This window comes from Aeromonas sp. 61P (assembly GCF_051919545.1).
GTDB classification, from domain to species: domain Bacteria; phylum Pseudomonadota; class Gammaproteobacteria; order Enterobacterales; family Aeromonadaceae; genus Aeromonas; species Aeromonas veronii.
In genome coordinates this window covers 1,424,923-1,446,596 of sequence record NZ_JBQBEL010000001.1, presented here as the reverse complement: position 1 = coordinate 1,446,596, position 21,674 = coordinate 1,424,923, and the positions used below count along the sequence as shown (strand labels likewise).

19 protein-coding genes are annotated in these 21,674 nt (G+C 56.1%); 7 read left to right on the top strand and 12 right to left on the bottom strand.

The genetic code is table 11. The features are described from left to right. Positions 1–4 precede the first annotated feature (4 nt). The 3 genes from brnQ (ACTG2O_RS07065) to ACTG2O_RS07055 form a co-directional block, all read right to left on the bottom strand. Entirely contained in the window at positions 5–1,282 is a 1,278-nt protein-coding gene (brnQ, locus tag ACTG2O_RS07065) for a branched-chain amino acid transport system II carrier protein (RefSeq protein WP_439976649.1), read from the bottom strand. A 449-nt stretch (positions 1,283–1,731) separates the two neighbouring features. Further along, positions 1,732–3,036, bottom strand: coding sequence for a branched-chain amino acid transport system II carrier protein (gene brnQ / locus ACTG2O_RS07060; RefSeq protein ID WP_040067130.1), 1,305 nt, complete (start codon positions 3,034–3,036; stop codon positions 1,732–1,734). Positions 3,037–3,227: 191 nt separating this feature from the next. Next, positions 3,228–3,938, bottom strand: coding sequence for a tRNA1(Val) (adenine(37)-N6)-methyltransferase (locus tag ACTG2O_RS07055; protein WP_139402735.1), 711 nt, complete (start codon positions 3,936–3,938; stop codon positions 3,228–3,230). Between the two features lie 119 nt (positions 3,939–4,057). On the opposite strand from ACTG2O_RS07055, the gene srmB reads away from it, so the two are divergent. Next, complete coding sequence (gene srmB / locus ACTG2O_RS07050; protein WP_005335816.1) at positions 4,058–5,281, top strand: ATP-dependent RNA helicase SrmB; 1,224 nt, start codon at positions 4,058–4,060, stop codon at positions 5,279–5,281. 72 nt (positions 5,282–5,353) lie between these two features. On the opposite strand, the gene ACTG2O_RS07045 is transcribed toward srmB, so the two are convergent. Genes ACTG2O_RS07045 through rlmB form a run of 3 tightly spaced genes read right to left on the bottom strand, consistent with a single transcriptional unit; the run spans position 5,354 to position 7,190 of the window. Next, entirely contained in the window at positions 5,354–5,809 is a 456-nt protein-coding gene (locus tag ACTG2O_RS07045) for a GNAT family N-acetyltransferase (RefSeq protein WP_439975523.1), read from the bottom strand. A gap of 56 nt (positions 5,810–5,865) precedes the next feature. After that, complete coding sequence (locus tag ACTG2O_RS07040) at positions 5,866–6,438, bottom strand: Crp/Fnr family transcriptional regulator (RefSeq protein WP_439975522.1); 573 nt, start codon at positions 6,436–6,438, stop codon at positions 5,866–5,868. 2 nt (positions 6,439–6,440) lie between these two features. After that, entirely contained in the window at positions 6,441–7,190 is a 750-nt protein-coding gene (gene rlmB, locus ACTG2O_RS07035; RefSeq protein ID WP_439975521.1) for a 23S rRNA (guanosine(2251)-2'-O)-methyltransferase RlmB, read from the bottom strand. Between the two features lie 1,018 nt (positions 7,191–8,208). Here rlmB and ACTG2O_RS07030 point away from each other — a divergent pair. The 3 genes from ACTG2O_RS07030 (at position 8,209) to ACTG2O_RS07020 (ending at position 10,177) form a co-directional block, all read left to right on the top strand. Continuing rightward, positions 8,209–8,562, top strand: coding sequence for a hypothetical protein (locus tag ACTG2O_RS07030; protein ID WP_128834192.1), 354 nt, complete (start codon positions 8,209–8,211; stop codon positions 8,560–8,562). A gap of 162 nt (positions 8,563–8,724) precedes the next feature. After that, positions 8,725–9,486: a hypothetical protein gene (locus ACTG2O_RS07025; RefSeq protein ID WP_439975520.1), complete on the top strand. Its 762-nt coding sequence runs from the start codon at positions 8,725–8,727 to the stop codon at positions 9,484–9,486. Then, entirely contained in the window at positions 9,410–10,177 is a 768-nt protein-coding gene (locus ACTG2O_RS07020) for an AIPR family protein (protein WP_439975519.1), read from the top strand. The genes ACTG2O_RS07025 and ACTG2O_RS07020 overlap by 77 nt, the downstream gene beginning before the upstream one ends. A 609-nt stretch (positions 10,178–10,786) precedes the next feature. Here ACTG2O_RS07020 and rnr read toward each other — a convergent pair. Continuing rightward, positions 10,787–13,180, bottom strand: coding sequence for a ribonuclease R (gene rnr / locus ACTG2O_RS07015; RefSeq protein WP_021231727.1), 2,394 nt, complete (start codon positions 13,178–13,180; stop codon positions 10,787–10,789). Positions 13,181–13,314: 134 nt separating this feature from the next. Between rnr and ACTG2O_RS07010 the strand changes: the two genes are divergently transcribed. Then, a complete protein-coding gene (locus tag ACTG2O_RS07010) occupies positions 13,315–14,337 on the top strand; it encodes a GGDEF domain-containing protein (protein WP_439975518.1) in 1,023 nt (340 codons plus the stop codon). 131 nt (positions 14,338–14,468) lie between these two features. Here the strand turns inward: ACTG2O_RS07010 and ompA are convergent, their stop codons facing one another. Continuing rightward, entirely contained in the window at positions 14,469–15,506 is a 1,038-nt protein-coding gene (ompA, locus tag ACTG2O_RS07005) for a porin OmpA (RefSeq protein WP_005335824.1), read from the bottom strand. A gap of 265 nt (positions 15,507–15,771) precedes the next feature. Next, complete coding sequence (locus ACTG2O_RS07000; RefSeq protein ID WP_439975517.1) at positions 15,772–16,809, bottom strand: SGNH/GDSL hydrolase family protein; 1,038 nt, start codon at positions 16,807–16,809, stop codon at positions 15,772–15,774. 254 nt (positions 16,810–17,063) lie between these two features. Here ACTG2O_RS07000 and ACTG2O_RS06995 point away from each other — a divergent pair, with 254 nt between their 5' ends. Continuing rightward, complete coding sequence (locus ACTG2O_RS06995) at positions 17,064–17,450, top strand: YgiW/YdeI family stress tolerance OB fold protein (protein WP_005335826.1); 387 nt, start codon at positions 17,064–17,066, stop codon at positions 17,448–17,450. Between the two features lie 85 nt (positions 17,451–17,535). Here ACTG2O_RS06995 and mltC read toward each other — a convergent pair whose 3' ends face one another. The 3 genes from mltC to mutY form a co-directional block, all read right to left on the bottom strand. Then, entirely contained in the window at positions 17,536–18,639 is a 1,104-nt protein-coding gene (mltC, locus tag ACTG2O_RS06990) for a membrane-bound lytic murein transglycosylase MltC (RefSeq protein WP_005354839.1), read from the bottom strand. Positions 18,640–18,756: 117 nt separating this feature from the next. Beyond that, positions 18,757–19,029 carry an oxidative damage protection protein gene (locus ACTG2O_RS06985; RefSeq protein WP_005335828.1) on the bottom strand — a complete coding sequence of 91 codons (273 nt, stop codon included), beginning with the start codon at positions 19,027–19,029 and terminating at the stop codon, positions 18,757–18,759. 8 nt (positions 19,030–19,037) lie between these two features. Further along, positions 19,038–20,090 carry an A/G-specific adenine glycosylase gene (gene mutY, locus ACTG2O_RS06980; RefSeq protein WP_019445740.1) on the bottom strand — a complete coding sequence of 351 codons (1,053 nt, stop codon included), beginning with the start codon at positions 20,088–20,090 and terminating at the stop codon, positions 19,038–19,040. A gap of 237 nt (positions 20,091–20,327) precedes the next feature. Between mutY and ACTG2O_RS06975 the strand changes: the two genes are divergently transcribed. After that, positions 20,328–21,566, top strand: a complete 1,239-nt coding sequence (locus ACTG2O_RS06975; protein ID WP_019445741.1) for a multifunctional CCA addition/repair protein — start codon at positions 20,328–20,330, stop codon at positions 21,564–21,566. Positions 21,567–21,674 lie beyond the last annotated feature (108 nt).

Genomic DNA, 21,674 nt, shown 5'->3' with positions numbered 1-21,674 from the left:
AGAATCAAGCCGCTTCGGCAGCCAGCTTACCGCTTGGTCGCATCAAGATGCCGATAATGCAGGCCAACAGAGTCGGCAGCAGCCAGGCAAGTCCCTTGTCGAACAGCGGCAGGAAGGCAAAGCCGTCCATCGCCATACCGGCAGCGCCCAGCCCATCGAGGCAACCAAACAGAAAGGCGACCGTCAGCACACCGCGAAACACCAGCCGTGGCTGGGCAAACCATCCCTTGAGGAAGGTCACCAGCACCAGCGCGATGGCAACCGGATAGATGGCCACCAGCACCGGGATGGAGAGGCCAATCAGCTCGCTCAGCCCCACATTAGCCACCACTGCACAGAGCGCCCCCAGCAGCATCACCCAGTTGCGATAGGCCCAGCCAGTCAGGCCATGGAAGTAGTCGGCACCGGCACAGAGCAGGCCGACCGCACTGGTAAAACAGGCCAGGGTGATGATGGCAGCCAGAATAAACTGACCCGGTTGACCAAACAGACTCAGGACGTAGGCATTAACGATGGCGCCGCCGTTGCTGATATCACTTGCGACCCCACCGGCGCTGTTGCCCAGCTGAAAGAGCGAGACATACACCGCCGACAGCCCAACTGCCGAGATCAAGCCTGCGATGGTCAGATATTTGAACTGGCTGCGATAATCCTCGATCCCCTTCTGGCGCAGCAACCCGATGATCAGGGCTCCAAACATCAGGGAGGCAAGGGTGTCCATGGTGTTGTACCCCTCCAGCATTCCTTTGGTCAGGGCTGCATCTATGTACTCACCGCTGGCATCTGGCATGGTGCCCTGCGGCGTCATAAAGACCCCGACCGCCAGAATAAGCAGCATCGCCATCAGGGCGGGAGTCAGGTACTTGCCGACCGCATCGAGCAGCTTGCCCCGATCGAGCGCCACCAGGATCACCAGCGCAAAGAAGCTCAGGGTGTAGATCAGCAGCCCCTCATGACCGGCATCGCCGAGCCAGGGCTTGAGTCCCATCTCGTAGGCGACCAGACCGGTGCGGGGAATGGCAAAGGCGGGCCCCATGATGATATAGATGGCGATGGCCAGCGCCGTCGCAGCCCCGGCGGGCAGATAGCGGGTCATTCCGGTCCAGCCACTCGCGCCGCCCCCCGAACTCCCCTTGGCCACCGCAATCAGGGTGATCAGCGGCAAGCCCACTGCCGTTAGCAAAAAGCCGCACATGGCGGCCAGCAGATGCTCACCGGCCATAAAACCGGCCAGCGGCGGAAAAATGATATTGCCTGCCCCCAGATAGAAGGCAAACGTCATAAACCCCAATCCGAATACGTCGGACAACTTCAATGATTTCGTCAAACTCAACCTCATCTGCCTTCTCAGCTTGTTATTGATTGCACCCACTGCCTGGCAGATAACCGGTAACAATACCTCTAGCCCCCACACGGCCCGCGGACCGGATGAGGCGCACCACCTTTAGCATAAAGAAGAGGAGTTCGATCTCAATCACCAATTAATATCTTGAAACAATTTACCGCTGCGGAATTAATCGCCGAACAACTCGGTGCTCCATAAACAGGTGTCACACGTGGCGTATGGGAGGCAAGAAGGGGGGAACGGGTTATAGCGGCCAAATTCGGCTGCTCAGATGCTATCTGCATACGGTGACAATTACAGCAGCAAAGCGAGGCGAGAAGCGAGGCTCACAGAAAACAAAAGAGCCTGCACGGGGCAGGCTCTTGGCAATATCAGATCGGGTGTGATCAGGCAGCTTCGGCAGCCATCTCGGTCGGACGCACCATCACGCCAACTACGCAGGCCAGCAGGGTCGGCATCAGCCAGGCGAGGCCCTTGTCGAACAGCGGCAGGAAGGCAAACGCATCCATCTTCATACCGGCAGCACCCAGACCATCCAGGCAACCGAACAGGAAGGCAACCATCAACACGCCACGGAACACCAGACGGGGACGGCCGAAGTAACCCTTCAGGAAGGTGACCAGCACCAGCGCCACGGCAACCGGATAGATGGCAACCAGCACCGGAATGGAGAGGCTGATCAACTGGCTCAGGCCCACGTTGGCCACCACGGCACAGATAACGCCCAGCAACACCACCAGCTTCTTGTAAGCCATGCCGGTCAGATTGTGGAAGAAATCGGAACAGGCAGAGATCAGGCCCACGGCAGTGGTGAAGCAAGCCAGAGTGATGATGGCCGCCAGAATGAACTGACCCGGCTGACCAAACAGGCTCAGTACGTAGGCGTTGACGATGGCGCCACCGTTGCTGACATCGGTCGCCACACCGGCGGCAGTGTTGCCCAGCTGGAACAGGGATACGTACACCACGCTCAGACCAACGGCAGAGATGAGGCCGGCAATGGCCAGATACTTGAACTGGCTCTTGTAATCGTTGATGCCTTTCTGGCGCAGCAGATCGACGATCAGGGCGCCAAACATCAGGGACGCCAGGGTGTCCATGGTGTTGTAGCCTTCCAGGATCCCTTTGACGAAGGGGCTGTTCTGATAGTCACCGGACGCATCAGGCATGGAGCCTTGCGGCGCAACAAATACCCCGATCGCCAGAGTCAGCAGCAGCAGCATCAGTACCGGAGTCAGGTATTTGCCGATGGCGTCCATCAGCTTGCCCTGGTTCATGGAGACCAGAATGGCCACACCAAAGAAGATCACGGTATAGGCAGCAAGACCAACCTGACCCATGTCACCGATGAACGGCTTGAGGCCCATCTCGTATGCAACCAGACCGGTACGGGGCGCGGCAAAGGCCGGGCCTATGATGATATAGATGGCAACAGCTAGCGCAGTCGCGACACCGGCAGGCAGCAGCTTGGTCATGCCAGCCCAGCCGTTACCGGCTTTCGCCACGGCCAGAATGGTCACCAGAGGCAGGCCCACGGCAGTAACCAGGAAGCCAAACATCGCCAGGGAGAGGTGCTCACCAGCCATGTAACCGGCCAACGGCGGGAAAATGATGTTACCGGCGCCCAGATAGAAGGCGAAGGTCATAAACCCTAATCCGAGTACATCGGACAATGTGAGTGATTTCGTCAAGTTCAACCTCGTCTGTCTTGTAAATTATTGCTTGTTATAGTTTTTATCGGTCGCTGACCGGGTGTGTTCAGGGGGTATAAAAAAAGAGCCCCGCATGTTTTTTCATCGCAACCAGTGGTTTTAGCTGGTCTGGAGCGGGCGCTCGATCTGGAACCAGCATAATGGCGTGAAAAAATAGTTCAAGACGAAATTTACATCTTCAAATAGAAGGGGTTGGTCAGTTGGATATATCTGTCGGAATAGGCCCCATCAGCAGAATGGATCACAATTTCACCCCTCTCACACCTGTTTAATCCTCTGCCAAGTAGCAATAAAACACGATTTGCCTCTTTACCCTCTCTGGTGATAACAGCTGTATAACAAATGCCATGCAGATCATAATTCGCCGAAATGCATAAAATTTCATCGGCCATCGCCGTCGGCAGCACCAGCGCCACCTGCCCGTTCGGGCTCAGCAAACGATCGCAGGCCGCCAGTAATGCGGGGCTGTCGAGGGCGCCGGTATGGCGGGCCAACGCCCGCGCCGGATCGCTAAATGACTGGCCTGCCACGAAATAGGGAGGGTTGGAGACGACAAGATCGTAAGGGGCGGCCTGATAATCCTGAATGGCACTCTCTATGACGGTCACCCGATCGGCCCAGGGAGAGGCAGCCGCATTCTCCCGCGCCTGACTGGCCGCATTAATATCCAGCTCGACCGCATCAAGACGGCAGTCAGATCTGCTGCGTTGGGCCAGCATCAGGGCGATCAAGCCGCTGCCGGTGCCGATATCGAGCACTCGACGCGCCTGTTCGACCGGCGCCCAGGCACCGAGCAAAATGCCATCGGTGCCCACCTTCATGGCGCAGCGATCGTGATTGATATGGAACTGTTTGAAGGTAAATCCGCGACTACGTCCCATCTGGCCCCCGTCATCTGCAAAAATGGTGGGCGATTATAGCGGCTAAGACACACTCACCAATAGGAGCCGACGAGATAATCGCCTATAATCTGCCGTTTCCTTAATGACCGAGTATTGCCATGAGCCAGTCCTTTGATGATTTCGACCTGCACCCAGCCCTCAACCGGGCCTTGGCCGAGATGGGATTCACCCGCCCCACCACCATCCAGCAGATGGTGCTGGAGCCAGCCCTGGACGGCCGCGATATTCTGGCATCCGCACCGACCGGTACCGGCAAGACCGCCTCTTTCCTGCTGCCGGCACTCCAGCACCTGCTGGACTTCCCGCGCCGCAAGCCGGGCCCCTGCCGCATGCTGATCCTGACCCCGACCCGCGAGTTGGCGCTGCAGGTGACCGCCCACGCCAAGGCGCTGGCGGCTCACACCAACCTCAGCATCGAGACCATCATCGGTGGCGTCAGCCATGAAGAGCAGTTGCCTGCTCTGACCAAGACCACCGACATCGTGGTCGCCACCCCGGGCCGTCTGCTCGAGTACATCGAGAAAGAGGAGTTCGAGAGCCACGACATCGAAGTGCTGGTGCTGGATGAAGCGGACCGCATGCTCGACATGGGCTTCATCAAGGATGTGAACCGCATTGTGGAAGAGGCGCGCTACCGCAAGCACACCATGCTCTTCTCCGCCACCCTGGAAGGGGCCGGCCTTGAGAAGTTCGCCAACGAGATCCTCAAGGATCCGGTGGAGCTGCACGCCGAGCCGCCCCGCAGCGAGCGTCGCCCCATCACCCAGTGGATCCATCTGGCTGATGACGCCGCCCACAAGCTGGCGCTGCTGACCCATATCCTGAAAGATCCGGAAACCCAGAAGGCGATCATCTTCGTCAAGACTCGCGAGCGTCTGGCGGAGCTCTCCGGCCAGCTGCAGGCGGCAGGTATCTCCTGCGCCTGGATCCGTGGCGAAATGGAGCAGAGCAAGCGTATCGAGTCGATCCGCAAGTTCCACGAAGGGGAAGTACCCTTCCTGATCGCCACCGACGTCGCCGCCCGCGGCATCGACCTGCCGAACGTCAGCCATGTCATCAACTACGACATGCCCTACGGCGCCGATGTCTACGTCCACCGGATCGGCCGTACTGGCCGCGCTGGCAACCGTGGCTGTGCCATCAGCCTGGTGGAAGCCCACGACATGGCGATGGTCGCCAAGATCGAGCGCTACACCGAGGAGCGCCTCAAGCGCCGGGTGATCGACGAGCTGCGCCCGAAACACAAGGAAGCGCGGGTACCGGTGAAGAAGAAAAAGCCGGTCGACAAGAAGAAGTCCGCCAAAAAGAAAAAGAAGAAGTGATCGCCTGGCGATAAAGAGAAGGGCCATCCCGCGGGATGGCCCTTCTGCATTCTGAATCACTCTGACGAGTGGTTATGCCACCACTCTGCGCATCCCCATATGGGGGATATCATCTTCGAGATAGCCTTCCCCTTCCGCCACAAAACCGTGCTGGCCATAGAAGCCTTGCAGATGGGCCTGCGCCCCCAGCCAAATGCTGTGGGTCGGCCAGCGCGCCTCGCACGCCTTGACCGCCTCGCTGATCAGCTGGTGACCGAGACCGCCGCCGCGCGCCTTGGGTGAGGTCACCACCCGACCGATGGCAGAACCGCTCTCGTCGCCGATGCCGGGCGCCATGATCCGCGCATAGGCGGCCAACAGATCGACCTGATAGCCGAGCAGGTGCCAGACCCCTTCGCGGCGATCGAGCCCGTCCAGATCCTGAAAGGGGCAGGTCTGCTCCACCACGAACACCTCGGCCCGCAGCGCCAGCAACTCATACAACTCGTCAGTGGTCAGTTCAGACCAGGGTTTCAGGATCCAGTTCATCGGCAACTCCTTATCAGTTCGGCCTGCCAGCATAATCGCGGCACCAGCGCCCTGCATTAACCTTTGTTAAGTTCTTTCAGCCGTTTGCGAATGCGGCTCAGGCTAATGGGAGTGATACCGAGATAGGCGGCAATCTGGTGGTCTGGCACTCTGGCATCGAGTGCAGGAAAACTGTCGAGAAAGTGCTGATAGCGCGCCTGCGGGCTGCCTGTCAGCAGCAACTGCTCCTTCTCCTCCTTGATGCGCAGCTGCACCTCCAGCAGGTGCTGGTACCAGCGCGGCCAGCCGGGCAGCTGGCGCAAGTCGGCCAGACTGAACAGCTGCAGATGGCAGGGTTCCAGCGCCTCCACGCTGTAGCGGGCCGGATCGCCACTGAGCAGGTGGTGAAAGTCGAGAAACTCGTCCCCCTCCCAATAGAACTCCTTGATGTACTCGCGGCCATCCTCCAGCACCAGCTTGGCCCGCAGCAACCCCTGCTCCACCCTGACCAGCAGATCCGGGCTGTCGCCGGCGTGCCAGAGACAGCTTTTCGGGCTGAGGGTCAGCGGGCGGGCAAAAGAGAGGAGGCGCGCGGCCTCCTCTCTATCTGCGACCTGCGCCCAATCGAAGGGAGGTCTGTCAGTCAGCATGATCAAGCACGGCGCTGACGCACGGCTTCAAACAGGCAGACGCCGGTCGCCACCGAGACGTTGAGGCTGGATACCGCCCCCGCCATCGGGATGCTCACCAGCTCGTCGCAGTGCTCGCGGGTCAGGCGACGCATGCCCTTGCCCTCGGCACCCATCACCAGCGCCATCGGACCGGTCAGTTTGGCCTGATAGAGGTCGTGATCGGCCTCGCCAGCGGTGCCGACAATCCAGACGCCGCGCTCCTGCAATTCGCGCAGGGTGCGGGCCAGGTTGGTGACCTGAATGAGCGGCACCACTTCGGCCGCGCCACAGGCAACCTTGCGAACGATCGGGGTCAGGCCGGTGGCCTTGTCCCGCGGCACGATGACAGCATTAGCCCCGGCAGCATCGGCGCTGCGCAGGCAGGCGCCGAGGTTGTGCGGATCGGTCACGCCATCCAGCACCAGCAGGAAGGGCTGGCTCTGTTGTGCCGCCAGCTCGTCCAGCAGGCTGGCCAGATCGTGCTCGGCGAGCTTCGGCGCCTCTTTCACTCGGGCCATGATGCCCTGGTGATTGTTGCCTTCCGCTTTGTCATCAAGGGTCTTGCGGTTCACGCTCTGTACGCGCAAGCCGAGGGATTCCAGCTCGGCCAGCAGGGGTTGCAGCCGGTCGTCATCCCGCCCCTTGAGGGCCCACACTTCGATGAAGCGCTCGGGGGTGCGCTCCAGCAGCGCGGTGACAGCGTGAATGCCGTAGATCAGTTCAGTGCTCATGTTCAAGATCCGTAGGTCGGGTCGCATAAATGCGCCCCGAAGAAAAATGGCCGTACCGGCAGCCTGACCACCATGATGCAGGTCTCGTCACCGGTCGCTAAATGATGACGCATCATACCAGAGAGACCGGCATCAAGGGAGGAGGAAGCTGCTCGGCCAAGCTCCGAAACTATGACAGGCCTGTTGATCCGGCTGCGCCATCATCCTTTATGGTGCACCTGACCCGGCCCGGTAGTGACTACAAGTGGGCTCGCTGCGCGGCGCTCAAAACGGTAGCTGTCCCAATTTCAGCCCTTGGAGATCAGCCCTTTCGTTGTGGATGTTCGACTTCAACACGGCTCAGGATGACTAATTTATTGATCTTGCCCAGAAAACTATCATCTCCCGCTTCCCTCTCCAGCATCGCTCGCTAACATAGCCGTTTGGCAACAGCCTCGTCGGAGTCACCCATGGGTCATGGCCTACGCCATATCACAGGTTAACAACAGCAGGCTGGAGGCTGAAATTCAGGGGCGGTAGCCTTGCCTGATGACGTGAATAAGCGAGAGTCGCCCATTACAACCCACCCCAAATAGTGACAGTCCCATTTTCAATCAAATAATATGCTTAGCTGAGTTAATTACTCCTGAAAGCAATACAATCAAATGGGTTTGGTCTGCGTTGAAGAAAAAAACACACTAAAAATCAACTTGAACATAGATTTGGTGATGGATTTACACGTTCTCATACTATTGAGGATATGGTGAAATATATAATCCAACATGATTCATGCATACCAGTTTTTTAAAAACGGAGCAGAAAAAGTATGATAAGAGCATTACTCTTTGCATTATGCCTGTGCACATAAACTTATGTACAACTAAAAACAAAAATTGAACAAACAAATTAGCCTTACAATAAAAGCCATACCGCAAGACACTTTTTTATTATCTTATACAATGATAATGCGGCATAGTAATGAATAATAATTTAAGCAACACTCACCATTTTACATGTATTTAAAATCATAGGTGACCTAGTGATATACTCTTCTCAAGATGAGATAATAGCTGACAAATATTTTTCTTTTGCTAATGATGTCATAGGTATTTTAGCTTTGACTCTCGCAGTAACATCACTACAGTTTCAGCATCCTGAACCTTTTGCTATGATTTTTTTCGTTGTCATTATGCTTTGGACATTTTCTAAGGCAAGTGATTATCGCCGCATAGCCAAACGTTATGTTTCACACTACAGAGGAGTTATAGGCAAGCTTATATTATTTTGGAAAATGAACATTTATTTGATTGGGGTTGTTCCATTATTTTACGTGGCTATTGGCGAGTTGAATACAGAAATTATCTATAGTCTTTTTGCTTACAGTGAAAAATAAATTTCCATTTCTATCATCTTAGTGATAATCATCATGAGATAAAACATCCCTCATAGACTAACAAGGGAAGTAGTTACTATCACGGTCTATTATACTGGGATGAGAGCGATAACCATTGACCAATAGCCCCCACTTAAAACAAATTTATAATATGAGGTAAACATGGTATATAATAATTTCAGTGATAGCCAATTCCTAACGGCGTTATCAAACAGACCAGACCTACTAGTATTTAATGAGAATAAGGTTTCCGTATTTGCACTCGAGTTATTTTTTGGATTAGAGGATGTGTTAAATACACTATCATCTGCAGTTACAGGTGGCTCTGATGATGCAAAAACAGATATTCTTTTTACCTATAGAGATCAAGCCTCTATCGTTTTAATTCAAGCTTATGAAGCACAAACTTTTAAGCCCAGCGCAAAGGGTAACAAAGGTGCTGATTTATCATATGCATTGGGTGTTTTACTAACGGCCCCGGAAGCTGATATACCTACAGGTATTAGGCCTCATGTGCTAGATGCAAGGGCTGCATTGAAATCAGGTGAAATTAACATGATACATGTTTGGTATCTGCATAATTTACCTGAAAGCCTACAAATAAAACAACAAATGCAACCAATCATTGAGCCAGCAAAGGCACAATTACTTCCATATCAGACTCACGAGTTCAACATAGATATAAATATAAAGGAAATAGGTTTAGAAACATTAGATTTATTCTATAAATCTTCTAAACAGGCCATTATTATTGATAAGCAACTAACCTTCAACCCACCTAGAGATGGTTTTTTAATATCCAACACAGACTGGGACTCATTCATAACAACAATCCCTGGTGATTGGCTTGCAGAACTATATCGAAACCATAACAACACTGAATTATTCAGTGCTAATGTCCGTGGTTTTTATGGGAGCAAATAAGAAAGATAATGACAAAGTTATAAATGCCGGCATACAAGAATCTGCTGCTAAAACCCCCCTTGATTTCTTTGTTTTCAATAATGGTATTACTGCTTTAGTTCACAGCTTTGAAATTGACCCAAATAACCACCAAAAATTACTTAGCATCAAAGGCATTTCTATTGTTAATGGTGCACAAACAACTGGCTCACTTGGATCATTACCAACAGACGTAGACCTTAGTCAGATAAAGATTGGCGTTAGATTCATTAAGTGTGAACAGAAATCAAAAATTGAGTCAATCACCAGATACAACAACAGCCAAAATAGAGTTATACAATCTGACTTCAGAGCAAATGATTCCATTCAAGAGAGATTAAGAGTGGAATTCAATTCCCTACCATCAGCTGAGTACGATGGAGGCCTTAGAGGTTATGTAACAAAAGATAGAAAATTAAAAATTGATGCACATTCATCAGCTCAGGCACTAATGGCTTGGCATGGAAGTCCATCTGATAGCTATCATAAAAAAATGATGATATGGGACGATAATGATCTTTACTCTTTGGCATTTGACGCATCTATTTCAGCCACTCACATTCTGTTCATTTACACATTGCTTGAAGCCTCAAACCTATTAAAAGATTCTTTACGGCAGAAAGAAAAAATCGGTGATATCCCTCAGCATGAAAAAGAGCTCCTGCTTTTTTAAATGAAAGAGGAAGTTCATTCTTAGTTATTAATGCTATGGGAAAAATAATTGAAACTCTAATGGAGACAAAAATAAAATCCCCGTACGGAATATCTTTTAAAGAGCATTTATCTCGAGAAGCTTGTATTAACCTATGGACGGAATTATTAATGCAACTCTCGTACAATATAAAAACACTACATGCTGGTTTAAAAAACAGATTATCCAATAAAGGAGAGATAATTAAAGTAACTGCCGAGTTCACAACAGCAGTTGGCTCTAACTTTATGGCATTTAAGACCCAATTCGGTGTCAATCCTTATACCAAGTTCGTTGACAAGATTGAAAACAATATTTAAGAGGAAAGTTCGGACTTCCACCTTTCGATATAGAATGGCAATCGCGCAGGGAGTATGCTCCTCGCCATAGGCACGGCGCTTGGCCGCTCTCCGCCGAAGGGCTAAGCCCCTCCCCTTTTCGCTGACCATAAAAAATCCGACCCCCGGTAACAGGGTTCGGATTTTTTCGTTTCTGGGACTATCAGGCGCTGGGGAAGATAACCTGGGGCCATCACATCAGCCCCTTACTACCTCAGCCCGGATCGCCGGACCCAAGCCATAGGCCGAGGGCTTACCCCTTGGCCTTCACCTTATCGCGAGCCTTTTTGCTCGGTCGTCTGTTGCTCGGTTTGGCACGGCCACCCTTGTCGGATTTGCCGTGATCCTTGCCCTCTTTACGTTTTTCGTGGCGCTGGGCGCTCTTGGCCTTCTCTTTCTTGATCTCGGCCTGCTTGCGCGCCATCTCTTTGGCGTTCTTGCCGGTGGCCTTGAGCGGCTCTTCGACCATCACGAAGTCGATCTTGCGATCATCCAGGTTCACGCCCATCACCTTGACGCGCACCTTGTCACCCAGACGGTAGCGGCGGCGGAAGTTCTCGCCGATCAGCTGCATGTGCAGGGGATCAAACTGGTAGTAGTCGTTGGTGAGGGTGCTGACGTGCACCAGACCATCGATGTGGATCTCCGCCAGACGCACGAAGAAGCCAAAGCCGGTGACGCTGGCGATAACGCCGTCGAACTCGTCACCCACGTGATCCAGCATGTACTCGCACTTGAGCCAGTCGGCCACATCGCGGGTCGCATCGTCGGCACGGCGCTCGGTCATGGAGCAGTGCTCGCCCATCGGGTCCACTTCTTCCAGCTGGTAGTGATAACCACCGCTCGGGGTCCACTTGTGGCGCAGGTTGCCCTGTTGCTCCTTGGCAGTCTGGTACTTGATCGCCCGGTGCAGGATCAGGTCGGGATAGCGACGGATTGGCGAGGTGAAGTGGGCGTAGGACTTCAACGCCAGACCGAAGTGACCGATGTTGTCGGCCTGATAGATGGCCTGACGCATGGAGCGCAGCAGCATGGTGGAGAGCAGCTCCGCATCCGGGCGACCTTCAAACTTGGCAGCCAGCTCGGCGAAATCTTTCGGCTCGGGCTCGAGACCGCCCTTGAGCTCCAGACCCAGTTCGGCCAGGAAGTCACGGAAACCGGTCAGACGCTCTTCACCCGGACGGTCGTGCACCCGGAACAGGGCGGCAGCTTCGTTCTTCTCGATGTAGCGGGCGGCAGCCACGTTCGCCTGGATCATGCACTCTTCGATGATCTTGTGGGCGTCGTTGCGCACCAGCGGCACGATGCGGTCGATCTTGCGCTGGGCGTTGAAGATGAAGCGGGTCTCTTCGCTCTCGAACTCCACCGCACCGCGCTGATGACGGGCATGCTTGAGCGCCTTGTAGAGGTTGTTCAGCTCCTCGATATGGCCCACCAGCGGATCATACTGCTGGCGTAGCTTGGGATCGCCATCGAGGATCGCGGCAACCTTGGTGTAGGTTAGACGGGCGTGAGAGTTCATTACCGCTTCGTAGAACTTGTAGCCGGACATGCGGCCAGCGGCGGAGATGGTCATCTCGCACACCATGCAGAGACGGTCAACCTGCGGGTTGAGCGAGCAGAGGCCGTTGGAGAGCACCTCCGGCAGCATGGGCACCACGAACTCGGGGAAGTAGACGGAGTTGCCGCGCTGATACGCTTCGGCATCCAGCGCCGTGCCGGGCTTCACGTAAGCGGAGACGTCAGCAATGGCCACCCACAGGCGCCAGCCGCCACCACGCTTGGCTTCACAGAAGACGGCGTCATCGAAGTCACGGGCATCTTCCCCGTCGATGGTCACCAGCGGCAGAGCGCGCAGGTCGATGCGGCCCTCTTTGGCTTTCTCAGGCACCTGCTCGCCGAGACCGGCAACCTCTTTGGTCACCTCTTCCGGCCAGGTGTGCGGGATACCGTGGGTACGCAGGGCAATTTCGATCTCCATGCCCGGCGCCATATTCTCGCCCAGCACTTCCAGTACGGTGCCGACGGCATTGATGCGGGAGGTGGCGCGCTGATTGATGCGCACAACCACGACCTGGCTCTGGCGAGCCCCTTTGTTTTCCCCTTCCGGGATGATGATGTCCTGGCCGATACGGCTGTCATCCGGCACCACGAAACCAACGCCATTCTCGACGAAGTAACGGCCGACAATGTCTGCCTCACGGGACTTGAGCAGGCGCACCAGACGCGCTTCCTGACGCCCCTTGCGGTCGATCTCGGTCGGCTGTACCAGCACGTAATCGCCATGCATCAGGCGTTGCATCTCTCGGTTGTTCAGATACAGATCCGGACCACCACCTTCCGGACGCAGAAAACCGAAGCCATCCTTGTGGCCGATTACATAACCTTTGACCAGATTCAGGCGATCCGGCAGGGCATAACATTGGTTGCGAGTGAATACCAGTTGTCCATCACGCTCCATGGCGCGCAGACGACGACGCAAGGCTTCCAACGGCTCTTCATCTTTCAGCTTGAGGACCTTGGCCAACTCTTCACGGGACATGGGCTTTTCATGGCCCTTGATGAGTTCCAGGATCAACTCGCGACTGGCGATGGGGTTATCGTATTTTTCGGCCTCGCGTTCGAGGAAAGGATCTTTTTGAGACATAAGCAGGCCTTAGGGTAGGTGGTAACGGTGCCATTATATCGGAGGGGGGGGCGAATGGCATCCATCGGCTGCCTTTTGGCCAATCTCTCTGTCATACTATCTTCAGTTCGCTGGCATGATGAGACACAGAACTCATGAGTAAGGACACATTTGCCCAATCCGCCGCCTATCTCAAACAGGCGGTTCCCTTGATGATCAAGTACCAGATCCCCACGACGCCGGACAATTACCACCTGTGGTACAACTATGTCTCGGCCAGCATGCCCGAGCTCAACCAGGCGATTGATCAGGCAGTCAAAATGCAGGGAACCTGCTCGCTCACCACCTGCGAGCGACTCTATCACCAGTATCTGGCCGCTCAGGACGAAAAGCAGATGGAGGCGATGAAACTGAGCCTCGCCGCCATGGCCAACGAGCTAGGCCACTCCATGCAGGACGCCATCTCCGATACCGGCATGTTTCAGGAGATGCTCGACAAGAGTTTTGACAAGCTCAGCCGCATTGATGACGAGGGCTTCAGTCTGGAAGACACCATGGGGATCCTGCGGGAGCTGGTGCGCGAATCGCGGGATGTGCGCATGTCCACCATGCACTTTCGCAACCAGCTCAGCAATGCGGAGAAAGAGATCAAAGAGCTGCGGGCCGCGCTCAACGAGACACGCAAGCTGGCCAACGAGGATGCCCTCACCAACCTGCTCAACCGCCGCGCCTTCGATCTGGAGCTGGAGGGGTTGATCCGCAGCCAGCACCTCTTCTCGCTGATCCTTGCTGATATCGATCGCTTCAAGAACTTCAACGACGAATATGGGCACCTGCTCGGCGATCAGGTGCTGCGCGCCTTCAGCAAACGGCTGCGCGACGCCTGCAAGGAGGGGGTCACCGCCTATCGGCTGGGTGGGGAGGAGTTCGCCATGCTGGTCCCCCATCGCTCGCTGGCGCTGGCCAGACAGATGGCGGAGAGCATGCGCCGCGCCATCGAGCGGATGTCGATTCTGGATCGCAAATCGGGCCGCCGCATCGATCACATCACAGCCTCGTTTGGCGTGGGTGAGTTCAACGGTCAGGAGAGCGCAGACTGTCTGGTCGAACGTACCGACAAGCTGCTCTACAAGGCCAAGGAGCTGGGGCGCAACCGGGTGATGCCGCTTCCTTCCTGATTTAGTCCCCTGCCCGACCGCAATGCCAATGTAAAAAGCCAGTCAGATCAACTGACTGGCTTTTTGGTCTCTCTTGCTCCGACAGGGGCTGTTCATTCCAGCCCCAGTGAAGATCAGCTCAGTGTTAAGGATTACTCCTGCACCTCGCTGACACCTTCGACTTTCACATCAACACGGCGATCCGGAGCCAGGCAGACGATCAGCTCACGCTTGGACTTGCTGACGCAGCTGTCGCCGGTAACCGGTGAGGATTTACCACGCCCTTCCACATTGATCTTGGCGGCCGGGATCCCTTTACCAACCAGATAGTTGGCAACGGTCTGGGCACGCTGTTCGGAAAGCTTCTGGTTGTAGGCATCGGAACCGATACGGTCGGTGTGCCCAATTACGGTTGCCACGCCATCTTTGGGTCGCGCCTCTTCAATCTGGCTATAGAGGCTATCCAGTGCCTGACTGGCCTCTGGCTTGAGGGTCGCCTTGTTGAAGTCAAACAGCACATCGGAGCTCAGGGTAAACTGCTTCTCAACCATCACAGGTGCAGGAGCAGGTTCCGGAGCCGGGGCGGGCGCCACAGGGGCAACCTGACCAAAGCGATAAACCGCTGCCAGTGAGAGCAGGCCGTTATCCATTCTCAGACCGGTATCATCGCGGCTGCCATACGGGGTGGTGTACTGATACTCCAGGCGAGCGGCCCAGTCGAGATTGAACGCATACTCGGCACCCAGTGCACCGACCATGACAAAGCGGCTGTCATCTTTGTAGACATCGCTCTTGGTATCAGCCCAGCCATAACCGCCACCGACACGACCATACAGATCCAGATTATCGGTAACCGGGAAGCCCAGTTTCAGGGTCAGTTGAGCCAGCTGTGCTTTTACTTCATCACTGAAAGCGCCTGCCGCCGTAGTGGCATCGTATTTGTAATTGCCCAGATAATCGTAACCCAGCTCCAGTCCCAGATTCTTGTTGATCTGATAACCGCCAAACACGCCTGCACCCAAGGCATCGTTGGTCTCATTGCCAAGGGTCAGGGCATTGCTTTCATCAATGCCGTAGAAGTTGGACCAACCCAGTTTGGCACCGCCATACCAGGTGTTGTCCTGACCGGCAGCCTGGGCATTGGCCGCCAGCAAGCCGGTAACCAGCAAGGTAATCAAGGATTTTTTCATGTTTGAGCCTCTGCAACTTTATGTAGGAGGAGGTTGATTGATATCACCTCGTCTTATAGGTGCAACCACCCAAAAGCGATCGCAGCATATCAACGTTAGCCTATTTTCAAGTCACTGATATCAATTAACAAAAAACACTCTAACGCAACCACGTTACAAAAACAGCAACAAACGTTTGTTATTTGAACTGGATATGACGCAAAAAGACGCACAGATGAGGGCTGAAAGGGAAAAAAGGCCAGCAACATGCTGGCCCGAAGCGATATCAGTGACGAACAAACTCGTAGTGCTGATCGATAAAGTCAGCAACACGCTGGCTCAGTACCTTGTGCACCGTCCTGGTCGGATGCACCTGATCCCAGAACATATGCTCATCGCAGTTGAGAGTCGCTGCTCGCCCTTTTGCCTGCCCGCTCACCACCGCCTGCGCCAGGATCGGGTTACCGGCAATAGCCACTCTTTCGGAGACACTCAAAGCCGGGGTCGCAGCCACCTCGGCGGCGCTGCCGGAGAACGGCTTCCATGTATAGCCACCACCGTAGCAGGCGTGTTCTGTGTCACTCAGCCCGAACGGCTGAGGATCGCGCATCATCTCGTCAAACTGCTTGTCCACTTCGAACAGCTTCAAGATGCCAAGGGGAGCCAGCTCTCGAGTGAGGTTCTGCAACTTCTGGTTGTGGTAACTGGCCACATGGCGCACCTTCTCCACCACCTTCATGCTGCGGGCTGACGGGGTCTGCCCCAGATCCGGGATGTTGAACAGCAGGATCTGCTGCGCACCGTTGAGCACCAACCGGTTGGATGCCAGCCGGATGGTATCGATCACCCGATCCGCATCCCGCTCGGTGTTCCAGCCATAGGCCAGATAGTCGTTGGCACCGACCCAGATCACCACCAGATCATCGGGGCGGAACTTGTCCTTTTTCAGGAACTGATCGATCTCGTAATCGAGATTGTTGATCACCTGATATTTGGGATCCCAGGACCAGAAACCGAGCCAGCCATTCAGAGCCCCCAGATGGTTATAGGCCACCGCGGTTGCACCGCCTTCCGCCTCGTTGGCCACGACCAGACCGGGGAAACGCTCGTCACCCAACTGCTCCAGCCACACCGGGCCGTTGCTGAAACGCCCGTTGAAGTAAGGTGGGCTGGAGGGGAGATACCCCCGCATCTTCTTGTACATCTTGCCGGTGTCGGAGAGGCTGTCACCAAACATCACAACCCGGGAAAAAGGTTGGCGTCCCTCTGCCGCTTGCGCGGTCAATGCCATTAACCCCAATAAACAAACAAGCCATTTTTTCATATTGTTATGCTCTTCGATTAAGCAGGTGAGACCTGCGGACTTCTCCTCGAGTGGCGACAGGCATGGGAAGAGTCTGCTGCCACTGACTTCTGGTGAAGACGACAGATTACAGTTCCAGATGAAATCACACATGTTCCGCCACCGATGAAATCGCTTGCGCTCACAAAACAGACAATCACACCAGCCTATTTCTTTCACGCTTGTTTCACGCCCCCCCCGGCACAATGCCCCCATACCAACGACAGGAGTATGAAATGAACAAGGCAAGCGCAAGCGTAATCGGACTGTTGACCCTGATGTCTGTCTCCTCTTTTGCCATGGCGGCCTATACCGGCCCGCAGGAGCAGAACAAGGTTTCCGTTGCTCAACTGAAAGATCTGGCCGATGACAGCTGGGCCACCCTGGAAGGGAAACTGGTCAAGCACCTGGGCGGCGAGAACTATCTGTTCCGCGACGCCAGCGGTGAGGTGGAGGTCGAAGTGGATCAGGATGTGTGGCGTGGCACCGAAGTGGGCCCGGATGATCAGATCCGCATCCGTGGTGAAGTGGACCACAGCTGGAACAAAACCGAAGTGGAAGTGAAAACCCTGGAGAAAGTGGGCGCGGCCCCGCAGACCAAGGGCGGCTTTATCGCCAAATAAGGCCACTTCAACGACGAACTGGCCAGACGTTAAAAGGGCGCTTGATATCAAGCGCCCTTTTGCATGGTTAACCCAGCGTCACCGCTTAACCGGCCCGACTGGCAAAGGCTCTCTTGAACCCCTTCTCGGCCTGATTGACCTTGTAGAGGTAACGGCGCGCCTCCTCTTTGGGATGCTGCTCGGTCAACACCTGATAGACCGCCTCGGGGGAGAGCCGGTTGATCCGGCCCGGCGCCGCCTTGCGATCGCTGGAGAAGGTATTGAGCACCCCGCCAGCACCACCGTTATAGGCGGAGATCACCGCATAGCGACGGGAGCGCGGATCCTGAATATCCGCCAGATAGACGGTCTGCAACAGGTGCAGATAGGCGGTACCAACATCGATGTTGTAGGCCGGGTTGAACAGCTCCTCCCGGGTCGGCTGGCCGTTCTTGCCCTTGACCCGAACATAGACGTCACGACCGGCGGTAGCCGGGATCACCTGCATCAGGCCATAAGCGTTGGCATGGCTCACCGCATAGGGGTTGAAGCTGCTCTCGGTCTTGATCACCGCATAGATCAGGCTCTCCGGCACGCCGTATTTGCGCGACGCTTCCCGGATGATCCCCGCATACTTGTAGCCCCGTCGATCTTCATGGTTGGCCACCATGGGAATATCGACGAAGAAGATGGTGCGAATCCCCAAAGTGCGCTTCTTCATCGCCGTGTTGAGCAGGTAATCGGCATAACGCTCGGCGCGCCAGGAGGCGCGGATTGGCTGGCGCTGGTTGTCCAGCACCTGACCGTAGAGGAAAGGCTCGCCACCAGTCAGAATTTCCCGGTCGGAGTAAAGATCCACTTCGGCCGGATCGTCCGGCGTCAGCAGGGTCTCGATGATGGCGCGACGCAGGTGAGCGCGGGGATCGATGCCCGAGACCGTCTCCACCATGATGTGGCCGCTGGAGAAGTCGATGTGGGCCCGGCTCTTGTACTGATCCGTGTATTTTACGTAGTCAAACTTGCCCGCAAACAGCGCCTCCCGCCCCCATATCTCGTTCACGTTATGGGAGAGCGCGCTGATCATGTGTTCAAAACCGCGGATGTCCTTGCCGTTGACCAGATCGTCATCCTCACTCCCGCTGGGCTTGGGGGAGGATGAGCAGGCAGAGAGAAACAGCAGGGTGCACAGCAGCCAAAAAATTCGGCCCATAGGATCCTCAAACCGGGCAGCAGAGCTGCCCATCATTCATTTGCTGCGACTTCAGGAGCGGTCACGCCAGTGTGGCGCCATTTCCGCACCTGTTCACACGTACAACAGCCGGAGAGCTTACTGGGCAGGCGGGGTGTAACCTTCGATCTGCACTTCACCTGCATCAAACAGGTAGCTGACCATCTCTTTTTCCAGCAGTTGGCGATGCTCAAGATTCATCATGTTGAGCTTTTTCTCGTTGATCAGCATCACCTGCTTCTTCTGCCACTCGGCCCAGGCTTCCTTGCTGATGTTGTCAAAAATCCGCTTGCCGAGCTCACCGGGATAGAGTTGGAAATCCAGACCCGGGCCCTCTTTTTTCAGGCGTTGGCAAAATACAGTACGGCTCATGTTGACCTCTATGGTTGTAACTCTGGATAGGCGAGCAGACGGGCCGTGGCGGCCGCCAGCCCCACCTCGGCAGGATGGCGTAAGTTATACCAGAGTCGGTTATCTGCTTCCATGAGCCGCAGCGGCTGCGCCTCATCAATGTCAATCAGCAACGGCTGAATATCGAGATGGAAGTGGCTGAAGGTATGGCGAAAACCGGCCAGTTCACGATAACGGTGATGGCTCAGGCCGAGGGACGCCAGCAGACCATCCACCTCCGCCAGCGAGGCCACCTGCGGGAAGCAGTAGAGCCCGCCCCAGATCCCCTGCGGCTGCCGCTTCTCCAGCAGCAGCTCATCGCCGTGACGGATCAGCAGCATGACGCCGTCACGGGCCGGAATGCTCTTCTTGGGCTTGCTGTTGGGATAAGCGGTAGGCTTGCCTTGCGACAGCCCCTGGCAATCGGCCCGCACCGGACAGCGATCACAGGCAGGCTTGCTGCGGGTGCAGATTGTCGCCCCGATATCCATCATCGCCTGATTGTATTGCGCCACCCCCAGCTTGGGGGTGAGCCGGATGGCGATCTCCCACAGCTCGTTCTCCACCTGTTTTTGACCGGGCCAGCCCGGCAGCGCCAGCCAGCGGGTGAGTACCCGCTTCACGTTGCCATCAAGGATGGCGTGGGGCTGACCCAGAGAGAGCGACAGCACGGCCCCGGCGGTTGAGCGGCCAATCCCCGGCAGCGCCATCACCTCGTCAAAGCGCTCGGGAAAGAGACCATGGTGGTGATCGCGGATCTGCTGAGCCGCCTTGTGCAGGTTGCGGGCCCGGGCGTAGTAGCCAAGCCCGGTCCAGTGGTGCAGCACCTCGTCGACAGGGGCATCGGCCAGCGCCACCACATCGGGGAAGCGCGCCATAAAACGCTGGTAGTAGGGGATGACTGTGGCGACCTGGGTCTGCTGCAGCATGATCTCCGAGACCCAGACCCGGTAAGGGGTCTTCTCCTGCTGCCAGGGCAGGGTTTTGCGGCCATGAAGCTCGTACCACTCCAGAACCCGGCTTGCGAAGGTTGATTGATTCACGTTGTTCTCATGTCGTTGATATAAGGGGAACTCTGCGGTTCCTTCGGCTCATCTGGCCTGAGCGGGCATACAGTCAACCCGCAGCACAGCGCCAGCTGTCTGGTGCGGCAGCGTAAGGCCTCGTCACGCCCAAGTCAAAGCCGCGCTGACTGACGCTGCGGGCAGGTGGTGGCCAGGCAGCAAAGCGGTAACAAAGACGATATACTCGGCCCCACGATTGATGACGGGAGAGACGGTTTGCAGACTTATCTGGTTGGGGGCGCAGTGCGGGATCGCCTGCTGGGATTGCCGCAGGGCGACAGGGATCATCTGGTGGTCGGCGCCACCGTGGAGCAGATGCTGGCGTTGGGTTTTACCCAGGTCGGTCGCGACTTTCCGGTATTTCTTCACCCCAAAACCCAGCAGGAGTATGCCCTCGCCCGTACCGAACGCAAACAGGGTCAGGGCTACATCGGCTTTGTCTGCCACGCCGCCCCCGATGTGACCCTGGAGCAGGATCTGCTGCGCCGGGATCTCACCATCAACGCCATCGCCGAGGATGATCAGGGCCAGCTCCACGATCCCTACGGCGGCATCGAGGATTTGGAAAAACGGCTGCTGCGCCACGTTTCCCCTGCCTTTGCCGAAGATCCGCTGCGTATCCTGCGGGTCGCCCGCTTCGCCGCCCGCTTCCACGCTCAGGGCTTTACCATAGCGCCGGAAACTCTCGCCCTGATGAGCGAGATGACGGCCGCTGGCGAGCTGGCCCACCTCACGCCGGAGCGGGTCTGGAAGGAGCTGGAAAAAGTGCTGCTGGGGCCGACCCCGCAGATCTTTATCGAGGTGCTGCGCCAGTGCGGCGCCCTGAAGGCGCTGTTCCCAGAGATTGATGCGCTGTTTGGCGTCCCCGCCCCGGCCAAGTGGCACCCGGAGATCGACACCGGCATCCACACCCTGATGGTGCTGGAGCAGGCGTGCCGGATCTCCCCGGAATTGACCGTCCGCTTTGCTGCCCTCTGCCACGACCTTGGCAAGGGAGTGACCCCCCAGGAGTTCTGGCCAAGCCATCACGGTCACGGCCAGAAGGGGCTGCCGCTTATTCGCGCACTGTGCGAGCGGTTCCGGGTTCCCAACGAGTGCCGGGATCTGGCGCTGCTGGTGAGCGATCTGCATACCCACATCCATATCGCCTTTGAGCTCAAGCCAGCCACCCTGCTCAAGGTGTTCGACAAGGCCGATGCCTGGCGCCGCCCCGAGCGCTTTGCCCAGCTGCTGGATGCCTGCCGCGCCGACTTCCATGGCCGCACCGGTTTCGAGGAGCGGGTCTACGCCGAGCCGGACTATGTGGCCGAAGCGCTGGCTGCCGCCCAGGCGGTGCCGGTGAAAGAGATAGTGGCGGCCGGTTTCAAAGGGGAAGAGATCAAGGAGCAGCTCGCCAAAAAGCGCACCGATGCCATCAGCCGCATCAAGGATGAGTGGACCTTTATCGAGGAGTAACCTCGGCCCCATAACAGACGGCCGCCCTGATGATGAGCTCCGCAAGGAGAACATCGCCAGGGCGGCCGTTTTGCATCCAGATTGATATGTGAGGGGGCGCCAACCCCT